Genomic DNA, 24951 nt, shown 5'->3' with positions numbered 1-24951 from the left:
GACTCTCCCCTGGATGGATTTTTACGCGCTCAAGAGTACCAGCCTGTCAATAAGATAAAGGCGCTAAATAGCGCGAAAAAACCAGGTTATTTGACGCATAGAAAATCCCGAATCATCAAATAATGACACAGCCATCAAATATGGAATTTTTGTCGTGTTTGCCGACCCGGGAGTCTGTTTTGTTTCTCTACACGAATAATGTAATCCACGAAGAGTCACGAGGTGCGCTATGAGTGCAACAGCAACAACAGCACCTCAAACTAAACCTCTCGAGTGGATGAGTCGCCTGCGCGCGAACCCAAAAGTACCGCTGATTGTCGCCGGTGCTGCTGCTATTGCTATCATTGTCGCCATGGTCCTGTGGGCCAAAGCCCCTGACTATCGCACCCTTTATAGCAACCTCTCCGATCAGGATGGCGGTGCCATCGTCACCCAGTTGACCCAAATGAACATCCCTTACCGCTTCGCTGATAATGGCGGTGCGCTGGAAGTTCCGGCAGACAAAGTTCATGAATTGCGCCTGCGTCTGGCCCAGCAAGGTCTGCCTAAAGGCGGCGCCGTGGGCTTTGAGTTACTGGATCAGGAAAAGTTTGGCATCAGTCAGTTCAGCGAGCAGGTCAACTACCAGCGTGCGCTGGAAGGTGAACTGGCCCGCACCATCGAAACTCTGGGGCCGCTGAAAAGCGCCCGCGTTCACCTGGCCATGCCGAAGCCATCGCTGTTTGTCCGCGAGCAAAAAGCCCCTTCTGCCTCCGTTACCGTAAACCTGGAGCCTGGCCGTGCGCTGGATGAAGGCCAGATCAACGCGGTTGTGCACCTGGTTTCCAGCGCTGTTGCCGGTTTACCGCCGGGCAACGTGACCCTGGTAGACCAGAGCGGGCACCTGCTGACCCAGTCCAATACCAGCGGTCGCGATTTGAATGATGCCCAGCTGAAATACGCTAATGATGTTGAAAGCCGCGTTCAACGTCGCATCGAATCTATCCTCGGCCCTATTGTCGGTAACAGCAATGTCCATGCGCAGGTCACCGCGCAGATCGACTTTGCTAATAAAGAGCAGACTGAAGAGCAGTATCGTCCGAACGGTGAAGCGTCGCAGGCGGTAATGCGTTCACGTCAGGTTAACGAGAGTGAGCAGATTGGCGGCCCGAATGCGGGCGGCGTGCCGGGTGCGCTCTCTAACCAGCCTGCACCGGCCAACACTGCACCGATCACTACGCCGGCTCAGAACCAGCAGGGTCAGCAGAATAATCAGCAACAGACGACGTCAACGGCGGCGAATTCCGGCCCACGCAACAGCAGCCGTAATGAAACCACCAACTACGAAGTTGACCGTACGATTCGCCATACCAAACAGAATGTGGGCGACATCGAGCGTCTCTCCGTTGCCGTGGTGGTGAACTACAAAACCCTGCCAGATGGCAAACCCCTGCCGCTCACCGCAGAGCAGATGAAACAGATTGAAAATCTGACCCGCGAAGCGATGGGCTACTCCGAGAAACGTGGCGACACGCTCAACGTGGTCAACTCGCCGTTCAGCGCAACGGACGAAACAGGCGGTGAACTGCCGTTCTGGCAACAGCAGACGTTTATTGATCAGCTGATGTCTGCCGGTCGCTGGCTGCTGGTTCTGCTTGTCGCGTGGCTGCTGTGGCGTAAAGCCATTCGCCCACAGCTCAATCGCCGTGCAGAGGTTATCAAGGCACAGCAAGAGATGCTCACGCAGCGTGAAGAGACCGAAGAAGCGGTGGAAGTCCGCCTCAGCAAAGACGAGCAGCAACAGCAGCGTCGTGCTAATCAGCGCCTGAGCGCCGAGGTCATGAGCCAGCGTATTCGCGAAATGTCAGATAACGATCCGCGCGTCGTGGCGCTGGTCATTCGCCAGTGGATGAGTAACGAAGAACATGAGTAATCTTTCCGGAACGGACAAAAGTGTCATCCTGCTGATGACCATTGGCGAGGATCGTGCGGCAGAGGTGTTTAAACACCTCTCCCAGCGCGAAGTTCAGATCCTCAGTTCAGCGATGGCGAATGTACGCCAGATCTCGAACAAACAGCTGACCGACGTGCTGGCCGAGTTTGAGCAGGAAGCAGAACAGTTTGCAGCGTTGAACGTCAATGCCAACGAATACTTGCGTTCAGTGCTGGTCAAGGCACTCGGCGAAGAGCGTGCCGCCAGCCTGCTGGAAGACATTCTCGAAACCCGCGACACCGCCAGCGGTATCGAAACGCTTAACTTTATGGAGCCGCAGAGCGCCGCCGACCTTATTCGCGACGAGCATCCGCAGATCATCGCCACCATCCTGGTTCACCTCAAGCGTGGCCAGGCGGCAGATATCCTGGCGCTGTTCGATGAACGTCTGCGTCACGATGTCATGCTGCGTATCGCCACCTTCGGCGGCGTACAGCCTGCCGCACTGGCAGAGCTGACCGAAGTGTTGAACGGCCTGCTCGACGGCCAGAACCTCAAGCGCAGCAAAATGGGCGGCGTGAGAACCGCAGCCGAAATTATCAACCTGATGAAAACGCAGCAGGAAGAGGCCGTTATTTCGGCGGTGCGCGAGTTCGATGGCGAGCTGGCACAAAAAATTATCGACGAGATGTTCCTGTTCGAAAACCTGGTCGAAGTGGACGATCGCAGTATTCAGCGCCTGCTGCAGGAAGTGGACTCCGAGTCGCTGCTTATCGCCCTCAAAGGGGCCGAACAGCCGCTGCGCGAGAAATTCCTGCGCAATATGTCCCAGCGTGCAGCCGATATCCTGCGCGACGATCTGGCCAACCGGGGTCCGGTACGTCTGTCTCAGGTGGAGAACGAGCAGAAAGCAATCCTGCTTATTGTTCGTCGTCTGGCCGAAACCGGCGAGATGGTAATTGGCAGCGGCGAGGATACCTATGTCTAACGAACTGCCGTGGAAGGTCTGGACACCGGATGACCTCGCCCCTCCCCTCGCGGAGTTTGTGCCTGCCGTAACGGCGACAGAGACGCCCGACGGCGAAGAGACCGACGTGCCCGAGCTTAGCGAAGAAGAGCTTAAGGCGCAGCAGTTAGCGCAGATCCAGATGCAGGCCCACGAGCAGGGTTATACCGCGGGCATGAACGAAGGCCGCCAGCAAGGGCACGACAAGGGTTACCAGGAGGGTCTGGCTCAGGGGCTGGAGCAGGGTCTGGCGCAGGCGCGTCAACAGCAAGCGCCTCTTCACGCCCGTATGCAGCAGCTGGTGAGCGAATTCCAGCATACGCTGGATGCGCTGGACAGCGTCATTGCCTCACGCCTGATGCAGATGGCGCTGGAAGCCGCGCGTCAGGTTATCGGCCACACGCCGCCGGTAGACAACTCGTCGTTGATAAAACAGATTCAGGGTCTGCTCCAGCAGGAGCCGCTGTTTAGCGGTAAGCCGCAGCTGCGCGTCCATCCGGACGATCTGCAGCGAGTGGAAGAGATGCTGGGAGCCACGCTTAGCCTGCACGGCTGGCGTCTGCGTGGCGACCCGACGCTGCATCACGGGGGCTGTAAAGTCTCTGCGGATGAAGGCGATCTTGATGCCAGCGTCGCTACCCGCTGGCAGGAGCTGTGCCGTCTGGCAGCGCCGGGAGTCGTCTGATGACCGCGCGCCTCACCCGCTGGCTCACCACGCTGGATAATTTCGAAACGAAAATGGCGCAGCTGCCTTCGGTTCGTCGTTACGGACGTCTGACCCGCGCTACCGGCCTGGTGCTGGAAGCGACCGGCCTGCAATTGCCGCTGGGCGCCACCTGTATTATTGAACGTCAGGACGGCGCCGATATCCGCGAAGTTGAAAGCGAAGTGGTCGGTTTTAACGGCCAGCGGCTATTCCTGATGCCGCTGGAAGAAGTCGAAGGCGTTCTCCCCGGCGCCCGCGTTTACGCCAAAAGTTTAACCGGTGACGGTCTGCAGAGTGGCAAACAGCTGCCGCTCGGGCCGGCGCTGCTCGGTCGCGTACTGGATGGCGCAGGTAAACCGCTCGACGGCCTGCCTGCGCCAGATACCACCGAAACCGGGGCCCTGATCACCGCCCCCTTCAACCCATTACAACGTACGGCGATCGAGCATGTGCTGGACACCGGCGTGCGTCCAATCAACGCCTTGCTGACCGTCGGCCGTGGTCAACGTATGGGGCTCTTTGCGGGCTCGGGTGTCGGTAAATCGGTGCTGCTGGGCATGATGGCCCGCTACACCCAGGCCGATGTGATCGTGGTGGGGTTAATCGGCGAGCGTGGCCGCGAAGTCAAAGATTTTATCGAGAACATTCTCGGTGCAGAGGGACGCGCCCGCTCGGTGGTGATTGCTGCCCCGGCCGATGTGTCTCCCCTGCTACGCATGCAGGGTGCCGCCTATGCCACCCGTATCGCCGAAGATTTTCGTGACCGCGGTCAGCACGTACTGCTGATCATGGACTCCCTCACCCGCTACGCCATGGCGCAACGTGAAATCGCGCTGGCGATTGGCGAGCCGCCGGCCACTAAAGGCTATCCGCCGTCGGTGTTTGCCAAACTTCCGGCGCTGGTAGAGCGTGCCGGTAACGGCATCACCGGTGGGGGCTCCATCACCGCGTTTTATACGGTCCTGACCGAGGGTGATGACCAGCAGGACCCTATTGCCGACTCCGCGCGCGCCATCCTTGATGGGCACATCGTGTTGTCGCGCCGCCTGGCCGAGGCGGGTCACTATCCGGCCATTGATATCGAAGCGTCAATCAGCCGTGCGATGACCGCGCTGATTAGCGAGAAGCATTACGCCCGCGTGCGTAACTTCAAACAGTTGCTCTCCAGCTTCCAGCGTAACCGCGATCTGGTCAGCGTCGGCGCTTATGCCAAAGGCAGCGACCCGATGCTCGACAAGGCGATTGCGCTCTGGCCACAGCTGGAGGCCTATCTGCAACAAGGTATTTTTGAAAAAGCTGACTGGGAAGATTCGATTCAGGCTCTGGAGCATATTTTCCCGCAGGTGTAACAGAGGTAGAGGGCGAAGGTCATGGCACAAAATAGCGCATTAACGACGCTGAAAGATCTGGCCGAAAAAGAAGTTGATAACGCCGCACAACAACTCGGCGCTATGCGTCGCGGCTATCAGCAGGCTGAGGAGCAGCTAAAAATGTTGATCGACTATCAGCATGAGTATCGCTCCAACCTCAACAACGACATGACACAGGGCATCGGCAGCCAGCGCTGGATCAACTATCAGCAGTTTATCCAGACGCTGGAAAAGGCGATCGATCAGCATCGCCAGCAGCTTGACCAGTGGAACCAGAAAGTCGATACGGCGCTCAATTTCTGGCGAGAGAAAAAACAGCGGTTACAGGCCTGGCAAACCCTGCAGGAGAGACAAGTGGCCGCCGCGACTCTGGCCGAAAACCGCCTTGATCAGAAAAAAATGGATGAGTTTGCCCAGCGCGCTTCAATGAGGAAACCTGAATGATCACACTGCAACAACTGCTCTCAAGCGATACCGACCTTACCGGCGGTGCGCTGGGCGGTAAAGCCGCCGACGGCGGGCAAGATTTTCTTGCTCTGCTGGCGGGTGCATTAACCGATGCGAAAGCGCAGGGCAAAGAGACGCCGCTGACGCTTAGCGATCTGCAGGCGGCAGGCGACAAACTGTCGAAAGCAGCGCTGTTAAAAGGCGACGAAAGCCTGGATGCCAGCGCCCTGAGCGATCTGCTGGCAAGTAAAGAGATTAAATTCGCTGACGATAGCGTTCAGCAGGGCACGCTGCAGGGGCTGGTCTCTGGCTTAATGCCGGCGGGTAAAACCGATGTGCTGAAGACGCTGACGCAGGCGGTTAAAGAGGCCGATAGCAAAAGCGAGCTGAGCGATGACGAGCTGGCGGGCCTGAGCGCCCTGATGGCGATGCTGCCGCATCAGCAGCAGGCCAGCACCATCGCCGCGCCGAAAGCGATGAGCAGCGACGCCATTGCTGTTCAGGTTCCGCTGACAGGAGCGAGCGCCGGGCGTCAACCTGCGCTGGAGACCGACGCCCAGCGCACCGGTAAACAGGTTGCTCAGGATCCGACCGTAGCGCTTCCGGGCAATAATCAGCTCTCCCCAGCCGTAGCGGCGGTCGCTACGAAGCACGAGGTGGATAGCACCCCTTCTCCGACGGTATCTGGCACGCCAACCGCCAGCATCGCCCCCGTACTGAATACCGCCAACGCCGCACAGCCAACCCTGGTTGCCGCACCGGTGGTTAGTGCACCGCTGGGCAGCCATGACTGGCGCCAGAGCGTCAGCCAGCACATCACCCTGTTTACCAAAGAGGGCCTGCAGAGCGCCGAGCTGCGTCTGCACCCCGAAAATCTGGGTCAGGTGCAAATTTCACTTAAACTGGATGATAACCAGGCGCAGTTGCAAATGGTGTCAGCGCACAGCCACGTACGGGCCGCACTGGAAGCCGCCATTCCAGTTCTGCGTACCAACCTGGCTGAAAGCGGTATTCAGCTTACCCAAAGCAGCGTGAGCAGCGAGAGCTTTGCCGGACAGCAAAATGCCTCGTCGCAGCAGCAGGGACAGGCTTCCCGCTCTGGTCATCAGGGTGGTTTTAATGAAGAGAGCGATGAGATTCTGCCGACCCCGGCCGCCTTGCAGTCAGCCGCCCGTGGTAATGGTGCGGTAGACATCTTCGCCTAAACGCCAGAGGTAGCGTGATTATCCTCGTCTTTTCCACGCTTTGACGCGGTAAGGACACGGGATAATCACTTTATTAGCAGTACCCGAAACAGGAAGCTCGTATCAGATGACTGACTCCGCTATCAGCAAAAAAAGTAAGCGTTCCATCTGGATCCCGCTGCTGGTGTTGATTACCCTCGCCGCCTGCGCGACCGCCGGTTATAGCTACTGGCGCATGAACAAGGCACCGACAGAAAAAGTAAAAGAAGAGATTCCGCCGCCACCTGCGCCGGTCTTCTTTGCGCTGGATACCTTTACCGTCAATCTGGGTGACGCGGATCGCGTCCTCTATGTCGGTATCACGCTGCGTCTGAAAGACGAAGCGACCCGCACACGTCTGAGCGAATATTTGCCAGAAGTGCGTAGCCGTCTGCTGTTGCTGTTCTCTCGTCAGGACGCATCACAGCTCGCGACCGATGAAGGTAAGCAAAAACTGGTAGACGCTATTAAGCAAACGCTGGCCGTACCGCTGGTATCTGGCCAACCTAAGCAGGAAGTCACTGACGTTCTGTATACAGCCTTCATTCTGCGGTAAAGACATGGGCGATAGTATTCTTTCTCAGGCTGAAATCGATGCGCTGCTCAATGGCGACAGCGATAAGAGCGATGATCCAACGCCAGGGATAGCGGGTGAGAGCGATATTCGCCCCTATGACCCGAATACTCAGCGTCGCGTAGTACGTGAACGTCTGCAGGCGCTGGAGATTATTAACGAACGTTTTGCACGTCAGTTCCGTATGGGGCTCTTTAACCTGCTGCGTCGTAGCCCGGATATCACCGTTGGCGCGATCCGCATTCAGCCGTATCACGAGTTTGCCCGTAACCTGCCGGTGCCGACCAACCTCAACCTGATTCATCTGAAACCGCTGCGCGGTACAGGTCTGGTGGTCTTCTCGCCGAGCCTGGTGTTTATCGCGGTCGATAACCTCTTCGGCGGTGATGGGCGTTTTCCGACGAAGGTCGAAGGTCGTGAGTTCACCCATACGGAGCAGCGGGTCATTAACCGCATGCTGAAGCTGGCGCTTGAAGGCTACAGCGATGCCTGGAAGGCGATTCACCCGCTGGAAGTGGAGTATGTGCGTTCGGAGATGCAGGTGAAATTCACCAACATCACCACCTCGCCTAACGATATCGTCGTGAATACCCCGTTCCATGTGGAGATCGGCAACCTGACCGGCGAGTTCAATATCTGTCTGCCGTTTAGCATGATTGAGCCGTTGCGCGAAGTGCTGGTCAACCCGCCGCTGGAAAACTCTCGTCATGAAGACCAGAACTGGCGTGAGAACCTGGTGCGTCAGGTGCAGCACTCACAGCTGGAGCTGGTGGCGAATTTTGCTGATATCTCAATGCGGTTATCCCAGATTCTGAAATTACAACCCGGCGATGTTCTGCCGATAGAAAAGCCCGATCGCATCATTGCCCATGTGGATGGCGTACCCGTCCTGACCAGCCAGTACGGCACAATCAACGGTCAATACGCGTTACGAGTAGAGCACTTGATCAACCCGATTTTGAATTCGCTGAATGAGGAACAGCCCAAATGAGTGATATGAACAATCCGTCCGATGAAAACAGCGGAGATATGGACGATCTGTGGGCTGAGGCGTTAAGCGAACAAAAAGCACCGGCCAGCAAAAGCGCGGCGGATGCGGTATTCCAGCAACTGGGCGGCGGCGATGTTAGCGGCACCCTGCAGGATATCGATCTGATTATGGATATCCCGGTCAAGCTGACCGTTGAGCTGGGCCGTACCCGCATGACCATCAAAGAGCTGCTGCGTCTGACGCAGGGTTCCGTCGTGGCGCTGGAAGGCCTTGCCGGTGAGCCGCTGGATATTCTGATCAACGGTTATCTGATAGCCCAGGGTGAAGTGGTGGTGGTTGCCGATAAATATGGCGTGCGTATCACCGACATCATTACCCCGTCTGAACGTATGCGTCGTTTGAGCCGCTAAGATGACGACCCAGGCCACCGTATCACAGCCCTCTGCAGTTCCAGGCTCACCGCTGTTGCAGGTGAGCGGCGCGCTGCTGGGGATTATCGCGTTTATCCTCGTGGTGGCCTGGCTGGCAAAACGCGTGGGTCTGGCCGGTAAAAACGCCGGCGCACGTGGCCTGAAGCTCAGCGCCAGTACCTCGCTGGGTCCGCGCGAACGCGTGGTGATTGTTGAGGTTGAAGATGCCCGGCTGGTGCTGGGCGTTACGGCGTCAAACATCCAGGTTCTGCACAAATTGCCGCCTGCGCCCGTTTCCACCGACGCAGCCGCAGAAGTTCCGGCGGATTTCCAGTCCGTTATGAAGAGTTTGCTTAAGCGTTCCGGGAGATCCTGATGCGCCGTTTGTTATCCCTTACGCTTGCAGGCCTTGCGCTGTTTGCTCCTTCCGTATATGCCCAGTTGCCCGGTTTGATCTCCACCCCGATGGCAGGCGGCGGCCAGAGCTGGTCGCTACCGGTACAGACGCTGGTTTTCATCACCTCGCTGACCTTTATTCCGGCTATTTTGCTGATGATGACCAGCTTCACTCGCATCATCATCGTTTTTGGTTTACTGCGTAACGCCCTCGGCACCCCGTCGGCACCACCCAACCAGGTGCTGCTGGGGCTGGCGCTTTTCCTGACCTTTTTCATTATGTCGCCGGTTATCGACAAGATTTATACCGACGCGTATCAGCCCTTCAGCGAAGAGAAAATCTCCATGCAGGAAGCGCTGGATAAAGGCGCCCAGCCACTGCGTGAGTTTATGCTGCGTCAGACCCGTGAAGCGGATCTGGCTCTCTTTGCGCGTCTGGCTAACGCTGGCCCAATACAGGGACCAGAAGCCGTCCCTATGCGCATCCTGTTGCCAGCCTACGTGACCAGTGAGCTGAAAACGGCTTTCCAGATCGGCTTTACCATTTTTATTCCGTTCCTGATTATCGACCTGGTGATCGCCAGCGTACTGATGGCTCTGGGTATGATGATGGTGCCTCCGGCGACCATTGCCCTGCCCTTCAAGCTGATGCTGTTCGTCCTGGTGGACGGCTGGCAGCTGCTGGTGGGCTCGCTGGCACAGAGTTTCTACAGTTAAGGGGCGGCCATGACACCCGAATCGGTAATGATGATGGGCACGGAGGCGATGAAGATTGCGCTTGCCGTTGCCGCCCCGCTGCTGCTGGTGGCGCTGGTAACAGGTCTGATAATCAGTATCCTGCAGGCCGCCACCCAGATTAACGAAATGACCCTCTCCTTCATCCCGAAAATCATCGCTGTCTTCGTGGCGATGATTATCGCGGGTCCGTGGATGCTAAACCTGCTGCTCGATTACATGCGTAATCTCTTCAGCAACATTCCTTACATCATCGGCTAGCACAGGCGATGCTGCACTTTACCAGCGACCAGTGGATCCACTGGCTTAGTCTCTACTTCTGGCCGCTGCTGCGGGTGCTGGCGCTGATCTCAACAGCGCCTATTCTCAGTGAACGCTATATTCCAAAGCGGGTGAAGATTGGCCTCGGGTTTATGATTACGCTTATCATCGCCCCGTCGTTGCCCCCCGTTGAGGTGCCCATTTTTTCTGCCGGGGCGCTCTGGCTGGCGTTACAGCAAATTCTGATTGGCGTGGCCATCGGCTTTACGATGCAGTTTGCCTTCGCCGCGGTACGTACCGCAGGGGAAGTCATCGGGCTGCAGATGGGGCTCTCCTTCGCCACCTTCTTCGACCCCGGCAGCCATCTGAATATGCCGGTACTGGCCCGCATTATCGATATGCTGGCGATGCTGTTGTTCCTCACCTTTGACGGGCATCTGTGGCTCATCTCAATGCTGGTAGATACCTTCCATACGCTGCCAATTGGCGGCAACCCCGTTAACAGCAACGCCTTTATGGCGCTTACCCGCGCCGCCGGGATGATCTTCCTTAACGGTCTGATGCTGGCGCTGCCCATCATTACGCTGCTACTCACGCTTAACCTGGCGCTGGGTCTACTCAACCGTATGGCACCTCAGCTGTCAGTCTTTGTGATTGGTTTTCCGCTGACGCTGACGATTGGCATACTGCTTATTTCGCTGTTAATGCCATTTATTGCGCCATTCTGCGAACACTTATTTGGTGAAATATTCAATCTCTTAGCCGATATAGTAAGCGAAATGCCAGCAAATACTAACCCGTAATTTTTATATTGTCTTTCTGAGGATATTCCTAAAATATTTTTAGAAAAACATCTTCCAGGATATATCTGGTGCGGTTTATTTGTTTTTATGCTCCTCACATTCCTCAACATTTACTTTACTTTGAGAAGATTCCTGGCAAATTATACGTAACTTTACGAGATAGTGAGTTCGCCTGAAAGTCCTTGTAATGCTCACAGGTTATTAGTTATTTCCATCCCGTATGGCTGTTTTGAGCTCTCAGGCTGGTGGTGAATTATCGTTACGCATTGAGTGAGGGTATGCCATGTCAACGATCATTATGGATTTATGCAGTTACACCCGGCTAGGGTTAACCGGGTACCTGGCTAGCAGAGGGGTAAAAAAGAGAGAAATCAACGACGTACACTCCGTTGACGAACTTGAAGCCGCTTGTGATGAATTGAAGCCAGGTGTGGTGTTTATTAATGAGGACTGTTTCATACACGATCCCGCTAACAGTCAGCAAATAAAGCAAATCATTAATCAGCATCCGAAAACTATGTTTATAGTTTTTATGGCGATAGCCAATATTCACTTCGACGAATATTTGCTGGTACGTCAGAATCTTCTTATAAGCTCGAAATCCATTAAGCCAGAATCTCTGGATGAACTTCTTGGCGATTATTTGAATAGAGCGATTAAGAATGTAGGAACAATTAATTTACCGACTTTATCATTAAGCCGTACTGAATCAAGTATGTTACGAATGTGGATGGCGGGTCAGGGAACCATTCAGATATCTGACCAAATGAATATCAAAGCTAAAACGGTATCGTCACATAAGGGTAATATTAAAAGGAAGATTAAGACGCATAATAAGCAAGTGATCTATCATGTGGTACGTTTAACCGACAACGTGACCAACGGAATTTTCGTCAATATGCGTTAACCCTGTGCAATCTCTGGCTATGCCAGAGATTTTTATCTCTCCCCTTATCCGGGGCGGCCTCATTCCCCCTCGCAGCCTTTACTCATCGCGTTCAACAAAGATACCGTCGGGATGTCCCATCTCATTGAAGAACCAGATACCAAGCGGGTAATCCTCCAGCGAGACCAGATACATTGTCCCTTCATTAAAGGGTTCTACCGCCAGCACCACACCCGGGCGACGCGGCCCACCGTCCGTTTTTACCGTAACCCGATCGTTGACCTTCATACAATCCTCCTCTGGTTTTGAGCCAGTGTAGAACAAATTGCGTCTAGTGGCAGTGCCCCTATGCACGATTGCCGCTTTTATCGGCAGTCTATACTTACGGGTGAATGCTTAAACGAGGTATATAAAATGAAGACCGCCAAAGAGTACAGCGACACTGCCAAGCGTGAAGTGAATATTGACGTCGATGCCCTGCTCGCCGCCATTAACGAGATCAGCGAAAGTGAGGTTCGCCGCATTGAGGGCGAGCCGGCACGGGTGATGGTGGATGGACGGGACTACCACACTTACCATGAACTGGCTGAAGCGTTCGAACTGGATATTCATGATTTTAGCGTGACGGAAGTGAACAGATAAAGCTGAAAAAAATCCCGGTCATGGGGTGACCGGGATTAAACTTGCTCATGCAAGAAGCACTTGAAAATTCGTTACACCAGGAAATCTGATGTCGGGGATTACCTTATCTGCAAATAATTTGCATGACAAGGAAATATCCTCTATCTGAATAGATGGTCTAAGTAACCTACATTTTGGTTATAAGTGTCAGGGCGCATGGCCTCTGGGTTTGATGGTAACGATCCCAAATACGGTCTTACGCATCGCGATTTTTTTTAAGATAAATCTTACTAACGTAGCTATTAACGCGGGAGACGCTATGCCTTCACTTCAGGATCCCTTGCTGATTTTCTCCGATCTCGACGGCACCTTGCTGGACATTCATACCTACAGCTGGGCACCTGCCGCCGACTGGCTTGAGAAGCTGCAAGAACATCAGATCCCGGTCATTCTGTGCAGCAGTAAGACCGCTGCTGAGATGCTGGCGATTCAGAGCGATCTGGGGTTAGATGGCCTGCCGTTTATTGCTGAAAACGGTGCGGTGATACAGCTGGACGCACGCTGGGATGACCACCCCGATGCGCCAAGGTTAATTAACGGCGCCCCACACGAAGAGATCGTCAGCGTCATTAATCAACTGCGCGACCAGCAAGGATTCAAATTCACCAGTTTCGATGACGTTGAGGTCAAAGTCGTGGGTGAATGGACCGGCTTAACGCGGGAAAGAGCGACGCTGGCGCGCCTGCATGAGGCCTCAGTGACCCTGATTTGGCGCGACAGCGATGAGCGGATGGCGGCCTTTAGCGAGGCGCTGGACGCGGTGGGATTAAAGTTTGTCCAGGGAGCCCGCTTCTGGCACATCCTGGATGCCCGTGGTGGAAAAGATCAGGCCCTGCGCTGGCTGGCCGAACAGTACCGTTTACGCGAAGGGGTCGCCCCCGTCACGCTGGGCCTGGGCGATGGCCCGAATGATGCTCCGCTACTCGACAGTGTGGATTACGCGGTGGTGGTGAAAGGGATTAACCGACTCGGCGTCCCTCTGCAAAAAGATACCCCTGAGCGGGTTTATCACACCCGTCAGGAGGGACCGGAGGGCTGGCGTGAAGGGCTGGATCACTACTTCTCGTCCTGACTGATCACCCGGTTACGCCCGCGCTGTTTCGCCTGATAGAGCCGGGCGTCGGCAATGGATTGCAGTTGTTCAAATTCGTAATTGCCTTTTTCTCCGGCGCAGCTCACCCCAATCGAGATGCTAATACGTACCGTCTGACTCTTTTGCACCAGAATCTCCCGGCGGTTAACCCGCGCCCGGATCCGCTCAGCCACCTGAGATGCCTGCGCAAGCGTAGTATTGGGTAATACCACGCAAAACTCTTCGCCCCCTACCCGGCCGGCCACGTCACTCTCCCGGAGCGTGCTGACAATCAACCCTGCGGTATGAATCAGCACTTTGTCCCCGGCCTGATGCCCGTAGCGGTCGTTAATACTTTTGAAATGGTCGAGATCCATCTGGATCACCGAGAAGGGCTGATTCTGTCTCTGACAGCCGGCGGCCAGCGTTTTGGCCTGCTCAAAGAGGGCACCCCGGTTATGCAGGCGCGTCAGGGGATCATGCCAGGCCTGCCACTGTAAGGTGTGTTGCAGACTGTACATATTGCTCACCATACGGCGAATCACCAGCCATGATCCCACCAGCATGGCCGTAAACAATAGCCAGAGAAGCGCCAGTACCACCGAGATACGGCCAAAATCTCCCTGCAAACCTTCGTCCAGCCGATGCACGCGCAGCAGTACACCATCGAAGTGATTCAGGCGATGCCAGCTCAGATAACGACTCCCCAGTCGCACGCCCCCTTCGTTGTCATGCTCTAGCGCGTAGGCAAGCTGCGCCCGCTCACGTTCATCAAACAGGCTGATTCTCTCTGCCTGCTTTCCGGATGAGACGAGCAAAGTTAACTGATTATCGTAAAGCTGGTATTCACCATCTTCGTAACCGTCCAGCGCTTCGCTTAGCATCTGCCCGACGGCCGTCACGGTAAAATCGATCGCCAGAACGCCATACCAGTACTGCTGATGATCGACAGGCACGCTGACGGTAACCGTCTATTCATCGCCGGACCAGGATTGCGCGGGACGGGTGAACCAGCGTACGCCACGGCTGCGGTTACTGGATTCCGATTGCTGCGTAAACCAGGGGCTGGTCACTAAATGATAGTAACGGGACGGGATTGCGCCTCCCCAGTCGGCAATATTACTGGAGACATAAAACCCGGCGCGGGAGACATACATGATTCGCCTGGCAAGCTTTGCCAGCGGCGAGGTGATTCGCATCAGATACCCCACCTCAAAAGCCGCCCTCAGCTCGTCAGCAATAAGCATCTCATCGCGACGCAGACTGACTGTTTGCATCACAAACGCATCGGAAACACCGTTGAGCGGCAGCGTCCGGTGTTCATCGAAAGTGAGTTGCCATGAAGGCTGAGCGCTGATGTCCGAAAAGCGCGCCACGCTCTGACGCAGCAAACCTGAGATCAGCGGCGTATGCAGCGCGTCGTACATTCCATTACGGAAGAAAAGGAGTTTATCGACGCTGTATTCCAGTTGCCTGTCGAGCGAGTTAGCCACCGTTTCCAGGTGGTTACGTTGGCTGGAGATGTAGGCATCTTCCAGCACCACCACTTCACGCCAGGTAAGGAGTGTGGAGAAGATCAGGACGGTAACAAAACAGAGTGTCACAATCCGGCCAGGATGTAGACGCTGACGTAAGAAAAACGGGGGTTTTCTTACCCTATTCTCATGCTGCACACACTCTCCATGATAACGATCTTACGGCAACGCGCTGCCGGCGGTTTCGCGAGACTTCGCGCTTAGCAGCGATTATAGCGTACGAAAACGCCCGGCATAGCCGGGCGTTGCGTGACCTAAGCCTGATCCTGGCTGCGGTAGCCGTCACCATGCTGGAGTTCGTCTTCACGAAACGCCTCCCGCTTGATGCCATAACCATCATACCAACGACACTCCACCATGCCGCTGGAATAGCCGGTCACGACCATACGCGGACCGCCGCTTTTAGGCTTAACTTCATCGCTGACCAGAAAGACCATAACTGCCTCCTTTATCAGTGCGAAACTGTTTCAATTTAGTCGAGGAATGGCGTTTCTGCGCTCTTTTTTTAGTGCGCGCTACCTCGCATTTTGCCAATGCCCTTCACCAGCGCAACGACAACCGCCCCGATAATGAAGCCCAGCACCAGGTTTAATAACGTCGGCAGGATGGCCGCCATCACGGTACCCTGCGCCTCGGCAAAATGGAGAATGGCATGATGCAGCGGCGCGATGCCATGAACAACGATGCCGCCCCCAACCAAAAACATGGCCAGCGTGCCGATGACTGAGAGCGATTTCATCAGCCAGGGCGCAATGAACAGCAGGGCTTTGCCGAGCCACTGCGCCAGCGCTGCGCGTCTCTCTGCCAGCCAGTAGCCCATATCATCAAGTTTAACGATGATACCAACCAGACCATAGACGCCAATCGTTACCAGTACGGCGATACCGGAGAGCACCAGCACCTGATTCAGCAGCGGCGCGTCGGCAACAATACCCAGCGTAATCGCCACGATCTCGGCCGAGAGAATGAAATCGGTGCGCACCGCCCCTTTCACTTTATCGCGCTCAAAGGCCTTAGGGTCGGCGGCGGCCAGCGCTTCCAGACGCTGCTGACGCGCCGCCGGGCTCTCTTTCTCTTTACGCGACTCGAAGGTATGCAGCACTTTCTCTACCCCTTCGAAGCAGAGAAACGCGCCACCAATCATCAGCAGAGGGGTAATAGCCCAGGGAATAAAGGCACTGATCAGCAGTGCCAGCGGTACCAGAATCACCTTATTGAGAAGGGAACCCTTCGCCACGCTCCACACTACCGGCAGTTCACGATTGGCGCGCACCCCGGTGACCTGCTGCGCATTTAACGAGAGGTCGTCCCCCAGAACCCCGGCCGTCTTTTTCGCGGCCAGTTTACCCATCACGGAGATATCATCCAGCAAGGTGGCTATGTCATCCAGTAAAGTTAATAAGCTACTTCCTGCCACAATGAACATCCTTCTTTTATTGTTAAAAACCTAAATAGTATGGAGTAAAACCGGCAAGCCTGAAACCACCACGCCTCGTCAACAAATAATTCACATCACCTACACAATTAAAGCGCTCGCCAGCGTGATAGTTTTAACGTTAACTATACGCGACCTTTTTATTTCGCCGTGAGGGAGTATGCGTATCAGGCACTTGTTACCGCTTATTGGCGCGCTATTTGCGCTTTATATCATCTGGGGTTCCACCTATTTCGTGATCCGTATTGGCGTAGAGAGCTGGCCGCCACTGCTGATGGCCGGGGTTCGCTTCCTCTCGGCGGGTCTCTTGTTACTGGCCTTCTTATTTCTGCGTGGACACAGACTGCCGCCGCGCCGCCAGCTGCTGAATGCGGCCTTGATTGGCGTGCTATTGCTGGCGGTGGGCAACGGATTTGTCACCGTGGCGGAACACCAAAATGTGCCGTCGGGCATTGCCGCTGTGGTGGTGGCGACCGTACCGCTCTTTACGCTCTGTTTCAGCCGGCTGTTTGGCATCAAAACGCGCAAGCTGGAGTGGCTGGGAATTGGCATCGGGCTGGCGGGCATTATTCTGCTGAACAGCGGCGGTAACCTGAGCGGTAATCCCTGGGGGGCGCTGCTGATTCTGATCGGTTCCATGAGCTGGGCATTCGGCTCGGTCTATGGCTCCCGTGTCGAACTCCCGTCCGGCATGATGGCCGGTGCAATCGAGATGGTGACGGCGGGGATAGTATTGCTTGTCGCGTCTCTGCTTTCCGGGGAGAAACTGACAGCCCTCCCCGACCTGTCGGGCTTCCTGGCGGTGGGATATCTCGCTATCTTCGGTTCAGTGATAGCGATTAATGCTTATATGTTCCTGATCCGCAATGTCTCCCCCGCCGTGGCAACCAGCTATGCCTACGTAAACCCGGTGGTCGCAGTGCTGTTGGGAACCGGACTTGGCGGCGAAACGCTCTCCTCCGTTGAGTGGATAGCGTTGGGCATTATCCTTATGGCCGTAGTGCTGGTCACGCTGGGTAAATACCTGATCCCCGCTAAGCCGGTGGTTGCGCCGTGTCCGGCGGAAAAACCCTGAGCGGGCGAATGCCCTGAGTGTCGATCTGCGCGTTTGTCCCTTCTGCGCAGATCCACTCTTCCAGCCGCGCGTTAAGAGCGGCATCGGTTAACTTCATTTTGCCCCGCAGCGCACATTCCCACACCACGAGTACCCGCCAGCCTTGCTGATCGAGCAATCCCAAATCGCGTCTGTCACGCGTCACGTTCTTACCAATTTTCTCCAGCCAGAAGTCGGTGCGCGTCGCCGGGACTTTAAACAGGTAGCAGTCGTGGTGATGCCAGAAACAGCCGTGCGTAAAGATTACGCAGCGCCACTCATCCAGCACAAAATCGGGTCGACCGGGTAGCGAACTGTCCTGCACGCGGAAAGCAAAGCCCGCCTGCGTGAGAAGCTCGGCCAGCCGCTTTTCGATTGCGGTATCACGCGTGCCAATGGCACGCATGTTTTTACTGCGGGTCGCCTTATTGTGGACATCCGTCATTGACGGCCTCATGAGTGCGATGTTGTGCCGCCTGCAATATGCGTGATTTTAAAAGCCTGGCCACAGCGGCAAAGGCAGGCACCACCACCGAATTTCCGAATTGCCGGTAGGCCTGGGTATCCGAAACCGGGATCCGGAAGCGGTAACCCTGCGGCGTTTCAAACCCCATCAGGCGCGCGCATTCGCGTGGCGTCAGGCGACGCGGACGATGACGCTGATTGTCAGGATCGTCAAAATCTTTCTCACCCAGGGCTTTATCCCAGCCCCGGTCAATCAGGATTTCGGCGCCATCTTTGTAGTAACGCGCAGAGAGGGTGCGCGCCACGCTATGGGGGTTGGTGGGATCTACCATGCCAAATCCAAAACCATTCCCTTTCGCCTGATGTTTTTTCGCATAGCGATACAGGTACTTCCACAGGACCGGGGTAAGAATAAATTTGGCATCGACGACCGGCTCCAGCAGCTCGGCAATGGTCGGACGATGTTGCGGATAATGCGCGGGCAAGTCGCGCAGGGTAAAGTCGCCACGCAGGTTGAGATCGCGCCGGAACCCCACCAGCACGATGCGCTCGCGATGCTGCGGCAGGAAATGTTTGCCATCGATAATTTTCGGATCGTCCGGGCCGCTCTCATCGGCATCTGCGACGTCATAACCCAGCTCATCAAGGGTTTGCATAATGATGCGGAAGGTCTTGCCGCCATCATGGCTTTTCAGATTTTTGACATTCTCCAGCACAAAGATGGCCGGCCGGCGTGCGTCAATAATGCGCGCCACATCGAAAAACAGCGTGCCCTGAGTATCGCAAGCAAAACCGTGTGCACGACCGAGCGCGTTCTTTTTTGATACCCCGGCAAGGGAAAAGGGCTGGCATGGAAAGCCGGCCAGCAGCACATCATGCTGGGGGATCACGCTGCGAATATGATCCGCTGCCTCCTGGTCCGTTACCCCTTCGTGATGGCTCAGGGTAACCTCACGAATATCCTCGTTAAAGGTGTGCGCATCAGGATCGCAGTACCAGTTGGCTTTATAGGTGCGTACCGCATGTTTATTCCATTCGCTGGTAAAGACGCACTGCCCGCCAATGGCCTCAAAGCCGTGGCGAATACCGCCGATACCGGCGAACAGATCGATAAAGCGGAAGGCCGGTCGGCTCTGCGTAGCTGGGGGACGAGGCAACAGACTGTGTAAAAAAGTAAATTCGCGATCGCTCAGGCGCTGCCCTGCCCGGTCGCTGACCAACAGGCGTTTAACAATAGCCGGGCTCCAGTGCCCCTCTCCCTGACCATTCAGAAGCGTTGCCAGGGTTCTGGCATCATAAATGTCCAGCAGCTGGCGTAACAGCGTCTGAACGGACGCGGTGGATTTTTCTGCCAGCAAAAAGGCGGAGTTCGTCACTGATAAATTTTCCTGCATACATTTAACCGGGCCTGGGAGAGAGCTGAAGAGAGTACCACATAACCGCCTTACAGCGTTGCGCGGAAACGCTGTAGCACCGTCTCGTCAACACCGAGGCAATCGCCGGCTAACTCAGCACTCAGTTTGGCCATAAACTGGATTAAAAAATCGGCATTATGGCGCGCCAGCGCTTGTCCGGCGGCAGTTTGCATGGTTTCGGGCAGGCGTAACAGCTTTGTCTGGAAATGGTCCAGGGCGTATGCCCGGTCATTCAACGCGCGGCGATCGGCGAAAGGGTCCTCGGCATCAAAAAGTGCCACGCCCAGGGCACCGGAAACGGCAAACACCCGCGCCAGGCCGATCGCCCCCAATGCCTCTAGCCGGTCAGCATCCTGAACGATTTTCGCCTCCAGCGTCCGGGGCGTAATGGCTGCGCTAAAGCTGTGCGCTTCGATCGCATGCTGAACCGCCGGATAGTGCGTGCCGGGAAAATCTGCAAAATAGTCGCGCAGAATGTCCAGCGTGCGTTCGGCCGCTAATACTGACGAGCGGCTACGCTGCGGGTGGTTTTTGGGAAGGCTCACGATGTCATGAAAATAACAGGCGGTAAGAATGACCAGCGGCTCGACCGGCTGGTTAGCCATCAGCCGCTGGGCAGTATGCCAGACGCGGCGAAAATGGGAGATATCGTGTGCTGCATCATCGCTGGCGTGATGTTCTGCCAGCCACTGTTCAAAATGTTGCTGCCACTGGGCAAGTTCCATAGCCGTTTCCACAAGACTGAAACGGGTACATTAGCAATTAATCAACGCGCTGACACGTTCATCAAAGCGTTGCCACAGGCGATGCTGTCGCAATTTGCAAAGTCGGGTTTTCAGACCTTTTCGCATGACCGCCTGGGTACACCGCGGCGCCAGCCGTTACTTTTTGGGTTAATATCATAAAATATTCCTAAAAGTTAATTTTATTCTGGCGATCGATTTTAAATAAGTAAACGCTATGCAATTATTATCCCGTTTATGCTTTTTATCGTTTAGCGCTCTCATGCCATTCATTCCTATCCGTTATGCCCAATAGCCACATTGGGCTTTTTTTTTCCACTTCACCCCCTTTTCGCCCCATAAGCGATCCAAAACCATCATCAGTAACAATCAAATTAACCAACACATAACTCACTGATATATAAATCAATAGATGTCATTTATTTTCTTTTTCACTCGAATAGATAAATAATATAAAACACCCCCCATTAATATTTTGAAATACTTTTAACCTTTCGAATGAGATATTTTCAAAAGATCGCAATTGCGTCATGAAATAGTATTATTCCGCACCCGGAGCGGGTCGCAATTATTCATATAAACAATATATAAAGGATATATATAATGAAAAGAAAAGTTCTGGCAGTTCTGGTCCCCGTTTTATTATCCGCTGGCGCTGTCAATGCAGCAGAAATCTACAATAAAGACGGTAATAAATTTGACCTGTATGGAAAAATGGTTGGGAAACGCATCTGGAGCGAGGCCGACAGCAGCAACAGCAGCAACGCCGATGACTCCTATGCCCGTTTCGGCATCAAGGGTGAGACCGAAATTACCGATCAACTGACCGGTTTCGGTCAATTCGAATACAACCTGGAAGCCAGCAAGCCGGAAGGCGCACAGGATGAAAGCACGCGTCTTTCCTTCGCGGGTCTGAAATTCGGTGATTTTGGCTCCTTCGATTACGGCCGTAACTATGGCGTGGCTTATGACGCAGCGGCTTACACCGATATGCTGGTTGAATGGGGCGGCGACGCCTGGTCAGCAACCGACAACTTCATGACCGGCCGTACGACCGGCGTGGCCACCTACCGTAACAACGATTTCTTCGGCGCGGTTGAAGGCCTGAATTTCGCCCTCCAGTATCAGGGCAACAACCACGACAAAAACCTGCGTAAAGGTAACGGCGATGGCTACAGCACGTCCCTGAGCTATGAAATTGATGGCTTCAGCTTTGTGGGTGTCTATGGCAAATCAGATCGTACTGATACCCAGGCTGCAGACGGCTACGGCGACAACGCTGAAGTGTGGTCTCTGGCAGCAAAATATGATGCAAATAATCTTTATGCCGCGGTAATGTACGGCGAAACCCGTAACATGTCCTGGGCTGGTAGCGACATTGGCTTTGCCAATAAAACCCAGAACGTTGAAGCTGTGGTCCAGTATCAATTCGACTTCGGCCTGCGTCCATCTCTGGGTTATGTCTACTCCAAAGGCAAGGATTTGGGCGCGAAAGAGGGTGAAAAGGGGACTAATGCAGATCGTCTTAACTATGTCGAACTGGGTACCTGGTATTACTTCAACAAGAACATGAACGTCTACGCTGCTTACAAATTCAACCTGCTGGATGACCGGGATACCGCCATCACTGGCGCCGATAATGGCGACCAGATAGCGCTGGGTATCGTTTACCAGTTCTAAGGATCTCTTCCCCCTATTCAGGCCCGCCACGTTGCGGGCTTTTTCTTTCCTGCCCCACCAGCTTAACCTGGCTTTAACAATCGTGCGGCATCGGCGATAATAGCGCTTTTCTGCCCTTTCCGGAGTTTCAATGCGCGATCTGCCCCACGTGACTACCCCGCACAAGCGCCCAATGAAACTGACGACCCTGGTGACTCTGATGGTGTACTCCGTGACGGGCTCCATTCTGTTGGTCATTTTTGTTCTCTACTTTGCGCAGATCACCAAAGCGACACGCGAAGGCGTTAAAGAGACGGCGCTTGCGGTGGCGAGGACGCTGGCCGACAGTCCTGACGTGGTGCGAGGGTTAGAGCACCCTCCTCAGAGCAACCTGATTCAGCCGATCGCCCTGGCGGTAATGCAGCGCAACAATTTGTTGTTTGCCGTCGTCACGGATATGCGCGGAATACGTTATTCGCATCCCAACCCCTCGTTGCTCGGAAAAGCCTTTATCGGGGAGGACCTGCGCCCAGCCCTGCAGGCAAAAGAGAATGTCGCCATCAACCACGGCGTGCTCGACGAGGCGCTACGAGTCTTCACGCCCGTTTATAACGCCAGCCACCAGCAGATTGGCGTGGTGTCAGTAGGTATATCGCTGGAAAAAGTGGAGCAACAAATCAGCCGTAACCGCTGGGATGCCATCTGGCTGGTATTGTTCAGCGCCCTTCTGGGTGCGCTGGCTGCCTGGGGGTTGGCCAGAATGCTCAAACGCGTACTCTTTGGCCTTGAGCCCTGGGAGATTTCCGCGCTCTTTGAACAGCGTCAGGCTATGTTGCAGTCACTGCGTGAAGGGGTTATTGCGGTCGATCAACAGGGGCAGATTACGATGGTCAATCTCGCCGCGCGCCAGATTCTTGCCGACGATCCCCTTAATACGCCGTTACTGGTTACGCTGCGTGAAGTCTCCCGCAGCGGACAGGCGCGTGAGGATCAGGAGATCAACTGCAACGGTCGTCTGTTACTCTGCAATACCTTGCCCATCAGGGCGCATAATCAGCAGGCTGGGGCGATTACCACCTTCCGCGATAAGACCGAAATCAGCCAACTGATGCAGCGTATGGATGGTCTGGTGAGCTACCTCGATGCCCTGCGTACCCATTCTCATGAGTTTATGAATAAGCTGCATGTGATACTCGGCCTGCTGCATATGAAACGCTATGACAAACTGGAGACGTACATACTGCAAACCGCGCAAAATTATCAGCTCGATGTGGGCGCGATTCAGCGGACTATCCAGTCTCCGGTGGTAGCGGGTTTTCTGTTGGGCAAAATTACCCGCGCGAAAGAGGCGGGCTTTACCTTAACCCTGGCTGATGAGTGCCGGGTACCAGACAACCCTAATGAAGAGCAAACCGCCGTCCTGGTTACCGTCCTGGGTAACCTGATAGAAAACGCCCTGGATGCAATGGCAGCGCAGCCGGCGGGAGAAGTCAGCCTGCTGCTCCATTACCAGAACGGCATACTGAGTGGCGAAGTGAGTGACGACGGGCCGGGCATTCCGGCGCAGAACCTCTCTGCAATTTTTGATAAAGGCTTCTCGACCAAAGGTGAACACCGGGGCGTGGGGTTGTATCTTGCGCGTCAGCAACTTGAAAAGCTGGGGGGCGAATTGAGCGTGGAATCAGAGCCAGGCGTGTTTACACAATTTTTTGTGCAAATCCCCTGGGACAGTGAAAGGAATAGCGCGTGATAAATGTTTTGATTGTCGATGACGATGCCATGGTGGCCGACCTGAACCAGATGTATGTAAACCGTGTCGAAGGATTCCACTGTAGCGGTATCGCCTCTACCCTGACGCAGGCCAGGAGGATAATCAGTGACAACACCTCGCCGATAGATCTTATTCTGCTCGACGTTTATATGCAGCATGAGAGCGGCCTGGATCTGCTACCGATAATACGCGCCTCTGGCCGTTCAATTGCAGTGATTATGATCTCATCGGCATCCGATGCTGCCACCGTTCAGACCTCGCTGCACTATGGCGTGGTCGATTACCTGATTAAACCCTTTCATTTTCCGCGTTTTGAAGAGGCACTCACCGGCTGGCGAGCTAAGAAACAGGCTATGGACGCGCATCAGCATTATGAGCAGGCGGACGTGGATAAGCTCCTGCACGGCAGTACCGCCGAATTTATGGAGAACAAACGGCTGCCGAAAGGGTTAACGCCCCAAACGCTACGCACGCTCTGTTTGTGGATCGATGCCAATCCGGGCATAGAATTTTCAACCGATGACCTGGCCAATGCGGTCAAAATCTCGCGGGTCTCATGCCGTAAATATCTGATATGGCTTGCGCAGATTAATCTGCTTTTTACCCGTATTCACTACGGTGCCACCGGGCGTCCGGTCTATCGCTATCGACTGCGACCCGAGCAGGAGGCGCGGCTGAAACAGTTCTGCGAGCCGGGTTAAGAATCGACGCAACAAGACAATAGCATCGCTGAAACATCCTGATTTAGCTCACAGATATCGTGACGAAGCGGTAAAGGAATGTTACTTAACGCGATCAGAGTGATAAGGTACGCATCGCAGGAAGAGGTCGACAGCCTGAAAAGATGTGGCGGAGAGAGGGGGATTTGAACCCCCGGTAGAGTTGCCCCTACTCCGGTTTTCGAGACCGATCCCAAATAAGTATAATTCAATAGCTTACGGCTTATTCGTGGTATATCAGGAGTATTTTTTATTCCGTAGAATCAATGTATTACCCACTTTATAAAAGTTAATATACCAACAATTTCCAGCCATCCGCCCCGCCTAAACGGGCGCCTCGTCCTCCAGCGCGCGGTTGATGAAATACGTAACCCTGCCCATCACCTCTACTTCCCCCATCGCCTCTCCTTCAATCGCTTCGCCATCGTCAGTGATTAACGATCGGCCCTGTAGTTTGGCAAACTGGGTATATCCACCACTAAGAATTAGCAGCACCTGCCCCTGCGAAAGTTTTGTCACCGGCTCAATAACGGCATAGCCGGTTGCCGTTTCGACGATACGGCTCTGATCCGTTGTAAGCAGATCCTCAGGGTTTAACCTGCGCTCGATGTAGTCGCCCGCTGGCGAAACGAACCCCATTATC

27 protein-coding genes and 1 pseudogene are annotated in these 24951 nt (G+C 54.8%); 20 read left to right on the top strand and 8 right to left on the bottom strand.

Features of this window, described 5'->3' with window-relative positions:
- Positions 1–229: 229 nt before the first annotated feature.
- From fliF to rcsA, 14 genes are all read left to right on the top strand, one after another.
- Positions 230–1912 carry a flagellar basal-body MS-ring/collar protein FliF gene (fliF, locus tag B2Q93_RS04045; RefSeq protein WP_046884852.1) on the top strand — a complete coding sequence of 561 codons (1683 nt, stop codon included), beginning with the start codon at positions 230–232 and terminating at the stop codon, positions 1910–1912.
- Positions 1905–2900 carry a flagellar motor switch protein FliG gene (gene fliG, locus B2Q93_RS04040; protein ID WP_040074972.1) on the top strand — a complete coding sequence of 332 codons (996 nt, stop codon included), beginning with the start codon at positions 1905–1907 and terminating at the stop codon, positions 2898–2900. The genes fliF and fliG overlap by 8 nt, the downstream gene beginning before the upstream one ends.
- Complete coding sequence (gene fliH / locus B2Q93_RS04035) at positions 2893–3603, top strand: flagellar assembly protein FliH (RefSeq protein ID WP_046884851.1); 711 nt, start codon at positions 2893–2895, stop codon at positions 3601–3603. Before fliG ends, fliH begins: the two co-directional genes overlap by 8 nt.
- A complete protein-coding gene (gene fliI / locus B2Q93_RS04030; protein ID WP_046884850.1) occupies positions 3603–4973 on the top strand; it encodes a flagellar protein export ATPase FliI in 1371 nt (456 codons plus the stop codon). Before fliH ends, fliI begins: the two co-directional genes overlap by 1 nt.
- Before the next feature lie 21 nt (positions 4974–4994).
- Complete coding sequence (gene fliJ, locus B2Q93_RS04025) at positions 4995–5438, top strand: flagellar export protein FliJ (protein ID WP_040074969.1); 444 nt, start codon at positions 4995–4997, stop codon at positions 5436–5438.
- Entirely contained in the window at positions 5435–6646 is a 1212-nt protein-coding gene (fliK, locus tag B2Q93_RS04020) for a flagellar hook length control protein FliK (RefSeq protein ID WP_207292001.1), read from the top strand. Before fliJ ends, fliK begins: the two co-directional genes overlap by 4 nt.
- 106 nt (positions 6647–6752) lie before the next feature.
- Positions 6753–7220 (top strand): flagellar basal body-associated protein FliL, encoded by a 468-nt coding sequence (fliL, locus tag B2Q93_RS04015; RefSeq protein WP_040074967.1) that lies wholly within the window; start codon positions 6753–6755, stop codon positions 7218–7220.
- Between the two features lie 4 nt (positions 7221–7224).
- A complete protein-coding gene (fliM, locus tag B2Q93_RS04010) occupies positions 7225–8229 on the top strand; it encodes a flagellar motor switch protein FliM (RefSeq protein WP_040074966.1) in 1005 nt (334 codons plus the stop codon).
- Positions 8226–8639 carry a flagellar motor switch protein FliN gene (gene fliN, locus B2Q93_RS04005; protein ID WP_040074965.1) on the top strand — a complete coding sequence of 138 codons (414 nt, stop codon included), beginning with the start codon at positions 8226–8228 and terminating at the stop codon, positions 8637–8639. Before fliM ends, fliN begins: the two co-directional genes overlap by 4 nt.
- 1 nt (position 8640) lies before the next feature.
- Positions 8641–9015, top strand: coding sequence for a flagellar biosynthetic protein FliO (fliO, locus tag B2Q93_RS04000; RefSeq protein ID WP_040074964.1), 375 nt, complete (start codon positions 8641–8643; stop codon positions 9013–9015).
- Positions 9015–9752 (top strand): flagellar type III secretion system pore protein FliP, encoded by a 738-nt coding sequence (gene fliP / locus B2Q93_RS03995; RefSeq protein WP_040074963.1) that lies wholly within the window; start codon positions 9015–9017, stop codon positions 9750–9752. The genes fliO and fliP overlap by 1 nt, the downstream gene beginning before the upstream one ends.
- A gap of 9 nt (positions 9753–9761) precedes the next feature.
- A complete protein-coding gene (fliQ, locus tag B2Q93_RS03990; RefSeq protein ID WP_040074962.1) occupies positions 9762–10031 on the top strand; it encodes a flagellar biosynthesis protein FliQ in 270 nt (89 codons plus the stop codon).
- A gap of 8 nt (positions 10032–10039) precedes the next feature.
- Positions 10040–10834, top strand: coding sequence for a flagellar biosynthetic protein FliR (gene fliR, locus B2Q93_RS03985; protein WP_040074961.1), 795 nt, complete (start codon positions 10040–10042; stop codon positions 10832–10834).
- Between the two features lie 283 nt (positions 10835–11117).
- Positions 11118–11741 (top strand): transcriptional regulator RcsA, encoded by a 624-nt coding sequence (gene rcsA, locus B2Q93_RS03980; RefSeq protein WP_046884848.1) that lies wholly within the window; start codon positions 11118–11120, stop codon positions 11739–11741.
- Between the two features lie 78 nt (positions 11742–11819).
- On the opposite strand, the gene dsrB is transcribed toward rcsA, so the two are convergent.
- Positions 11820–12008 (bottom strand): protein DsrB, encoded by a 189-nt coding sequence (gene dsrB, locus B2Q93_RS03975; protein WP_046884847.1) that lies wholly within the window; start codon positions 12006–12008, stop codon positions 11820–11822.
- Between the two features lie 126 nt (positions 12009–12134).
- Here dsrB and yodD point away from each other — a divergent pair, with 126 nt between their 5' ends.
- Entirely contained in the window at positions 12135–12362 is a 228-nt protein-coding gene (gene yodD, locus B2Q93_RS03970) for a YodD family peroxide/acid resistance protein (RefSeq protein ID WP_046884846.1), read from the top strand.
- 298 nt (positions 12363–12660) lie between these two features.
- Entirely contained in the window at positions 12661–13473 is an 813-nt protein-coding gene (locus B2Q93_RS03965) for a mannosyl-3-phosphoglycerate phosphatase-related protein (protein WP_286931842.1), read from the top strand.
- Here B2Q93_RS03965 and dgcQ read toward each other — a convergent pair.
- The 3 genes and pseudogenes from dgcQ to B2Q93_RS03950 all read right to left on the bottom strand — a co-directional run bounded on the left by dgcQ (position 13458) and on the right by B2Q93_RS03950 (position 16425).
- A pseudogene (gene dgcQ / locus B2Q93_RS03960) lies at positions 13458–15146 on the bottom strand (cellulose biosynthesis regulator diguanylate cyclase DgcQ). The gene B2Q93_RS03965 and the pseudogene dgcQ sit on opposite strands and share 16 nt — an antisense overlap.
- A gap of 116 nt (positions 15147–15262) precedes the next feature.
- The gene (locus tag B2Q93_RS03955) at positions 15263–15445 is read right to left on the bottom strand and encodes a YodC family protein (RefSeq protein WP_040074953.1); all 183 of its coding nucleotides are present in this window, start codon (positions 15443–15445) and stop codon (positions 15263–15265) included.
- A 68-nt stretch (positions 15446–15513) separates the two neighbouring features.
- On the bottom strand, positions 15514–16425 hold the full coding sequence (locus B2Q93_RS03950) for a DUF808 domain-containing protein (protein WP_046884929.1): 912 nt from the start codon (positions 16423–16425) through the stop codon (positions 15514–15516).
- A 178-nt stretch (positions 16426–16603) separates the two neighbouring features.
- On the opposite strand from B2Q93_RS03950, the gene yedA reads away from it, so the two are divergent.
- The gene (gene yedA / locus B2Q93_RS03945; protein WP_233802756.1) at positions 16604–17518 is read left to right on the top strand and encodes a drug/metabolite exporter YedA; all 915 of its coding nucleotides are present in this window, start codon (positions 16604–16606) and stop codon (positions 17516–17518) included.
- Here the strand turns inward: yedA and B2Q93_RS03940 are convergent.
- The 3 genes from B2Q93_RS03940 to B2Q93_RS03930 are packed head-to-tail and all read right to left on the bottom strand — an operon-like array spanning position 17478 to position 20141.
- A complete protein-coding gene (locus B2Q93_RS03940; protein WP_286931841.1) occupies positions 17478–17981 on the bottom strand; it encodes a very short patch repair endonuclease in 504 nt (167 codons plus the stop codon). The genes yedA and B2Q93_RS03940 overlap by 41 nt on opposite strands.
- A complete protein-coding gene (locus B2Q93_RS03935; protein WP_286931840.1) occupies positions 17962–19395 on the bottom strand; it encodes a DNA cytosine methyltransferase in 1434 nt (477 codons plus the stop codon). The genes B2Q93_RS03940 and B2Q93_RS03935 overlap by 20 nt, the downstream gene beginning before the upstream one ends.
- 50 nt (positions 19396–19445) lie before the next feature.
- A complete protein-coding gene (locus tag B2Q93_RS03930) occupies positions 19446–20141 on the bottom strand; it encodes a phosphohydrolase (RefSeq protein ID WP_207292008.1) in 696 nt (231 codons plus the stop codon).
- A gap of 621 nt (positions 20142–20762) precedes the next feature.
- Here B2Q93_RS03930 and B2Q93_RS03925 point away from each other — a divergent pair.
- The 3 genes from B2Q93_RS03925 to dcuR all read left to right on the top strand — a co-directional run bounded on the left by B2Q93_RS03925 (position 20763) and on the right by dcuR (position 24290).
- On the top strand, positions 20763–21839 hold the full coding sequence (locus tag B2Q93_RS03925; protein WP_286931839.1) for a porin: 1077 nt from the start codon (positions 20763–20765) through the stop codon (positions 21837–21839).
- 130 nt (positions 21840–21969) lie between these two features.
- Entirely contained in the window at positions 21970–23568 is a 1599-nt protein-coding gene (locus B2Q93_RS03920; protein ID WP_286931838.1) for a sensor histidine kinase, read from the top strand.
- Positions 23565–24290, top strand: coding sequence for a two-component system response regulator DcuR (gene dcuR, locus B2Q93_RS03915; RefSeq protein WP_286931837.1), 726 nt, complete (start codon positions 23565–23567; stop codon positions 24288–24290). Before B2Q93_RS03920 ends, dcuR begins: the two co-directional genes overlap by 4 nt.
- Before the next feature lie 342 nt (positions 24291–24632).
- Here dcuR and B2Q93_RS03910 read toward each other — a convergent pair whose 3' ends face one another.
- Positions 24633–24947 (bottom strand): hypothetical protein, encoded by a 315-nt coding sequence (locus tag B2Q93_RS03910; RefSeq protein ID WP_286931965.1) that lies wholly within the window; start codon positions 24945–24947, stop codon positions 24633–24635.
- Positions 24948–24951 lie beyond the last annotated feature (4 nt).

Origin of the sequence: Leclercia sp. UBA5958 (genome assembly GCF_002430365.1) — a bacterium.
In the GTDB taxonomy this organism is placed as follows: Bacteria; Pseudomonadota; Gammaproteobacteria; order Enterobacterales; family Enterobacteriaceae; genus Enterobacter; species Enterobacter pneumoniae.
Note: the sequence above shows the minus strand (reverse complement) of the source record. Positions and strands in the feature narration are given on the sequence as shown.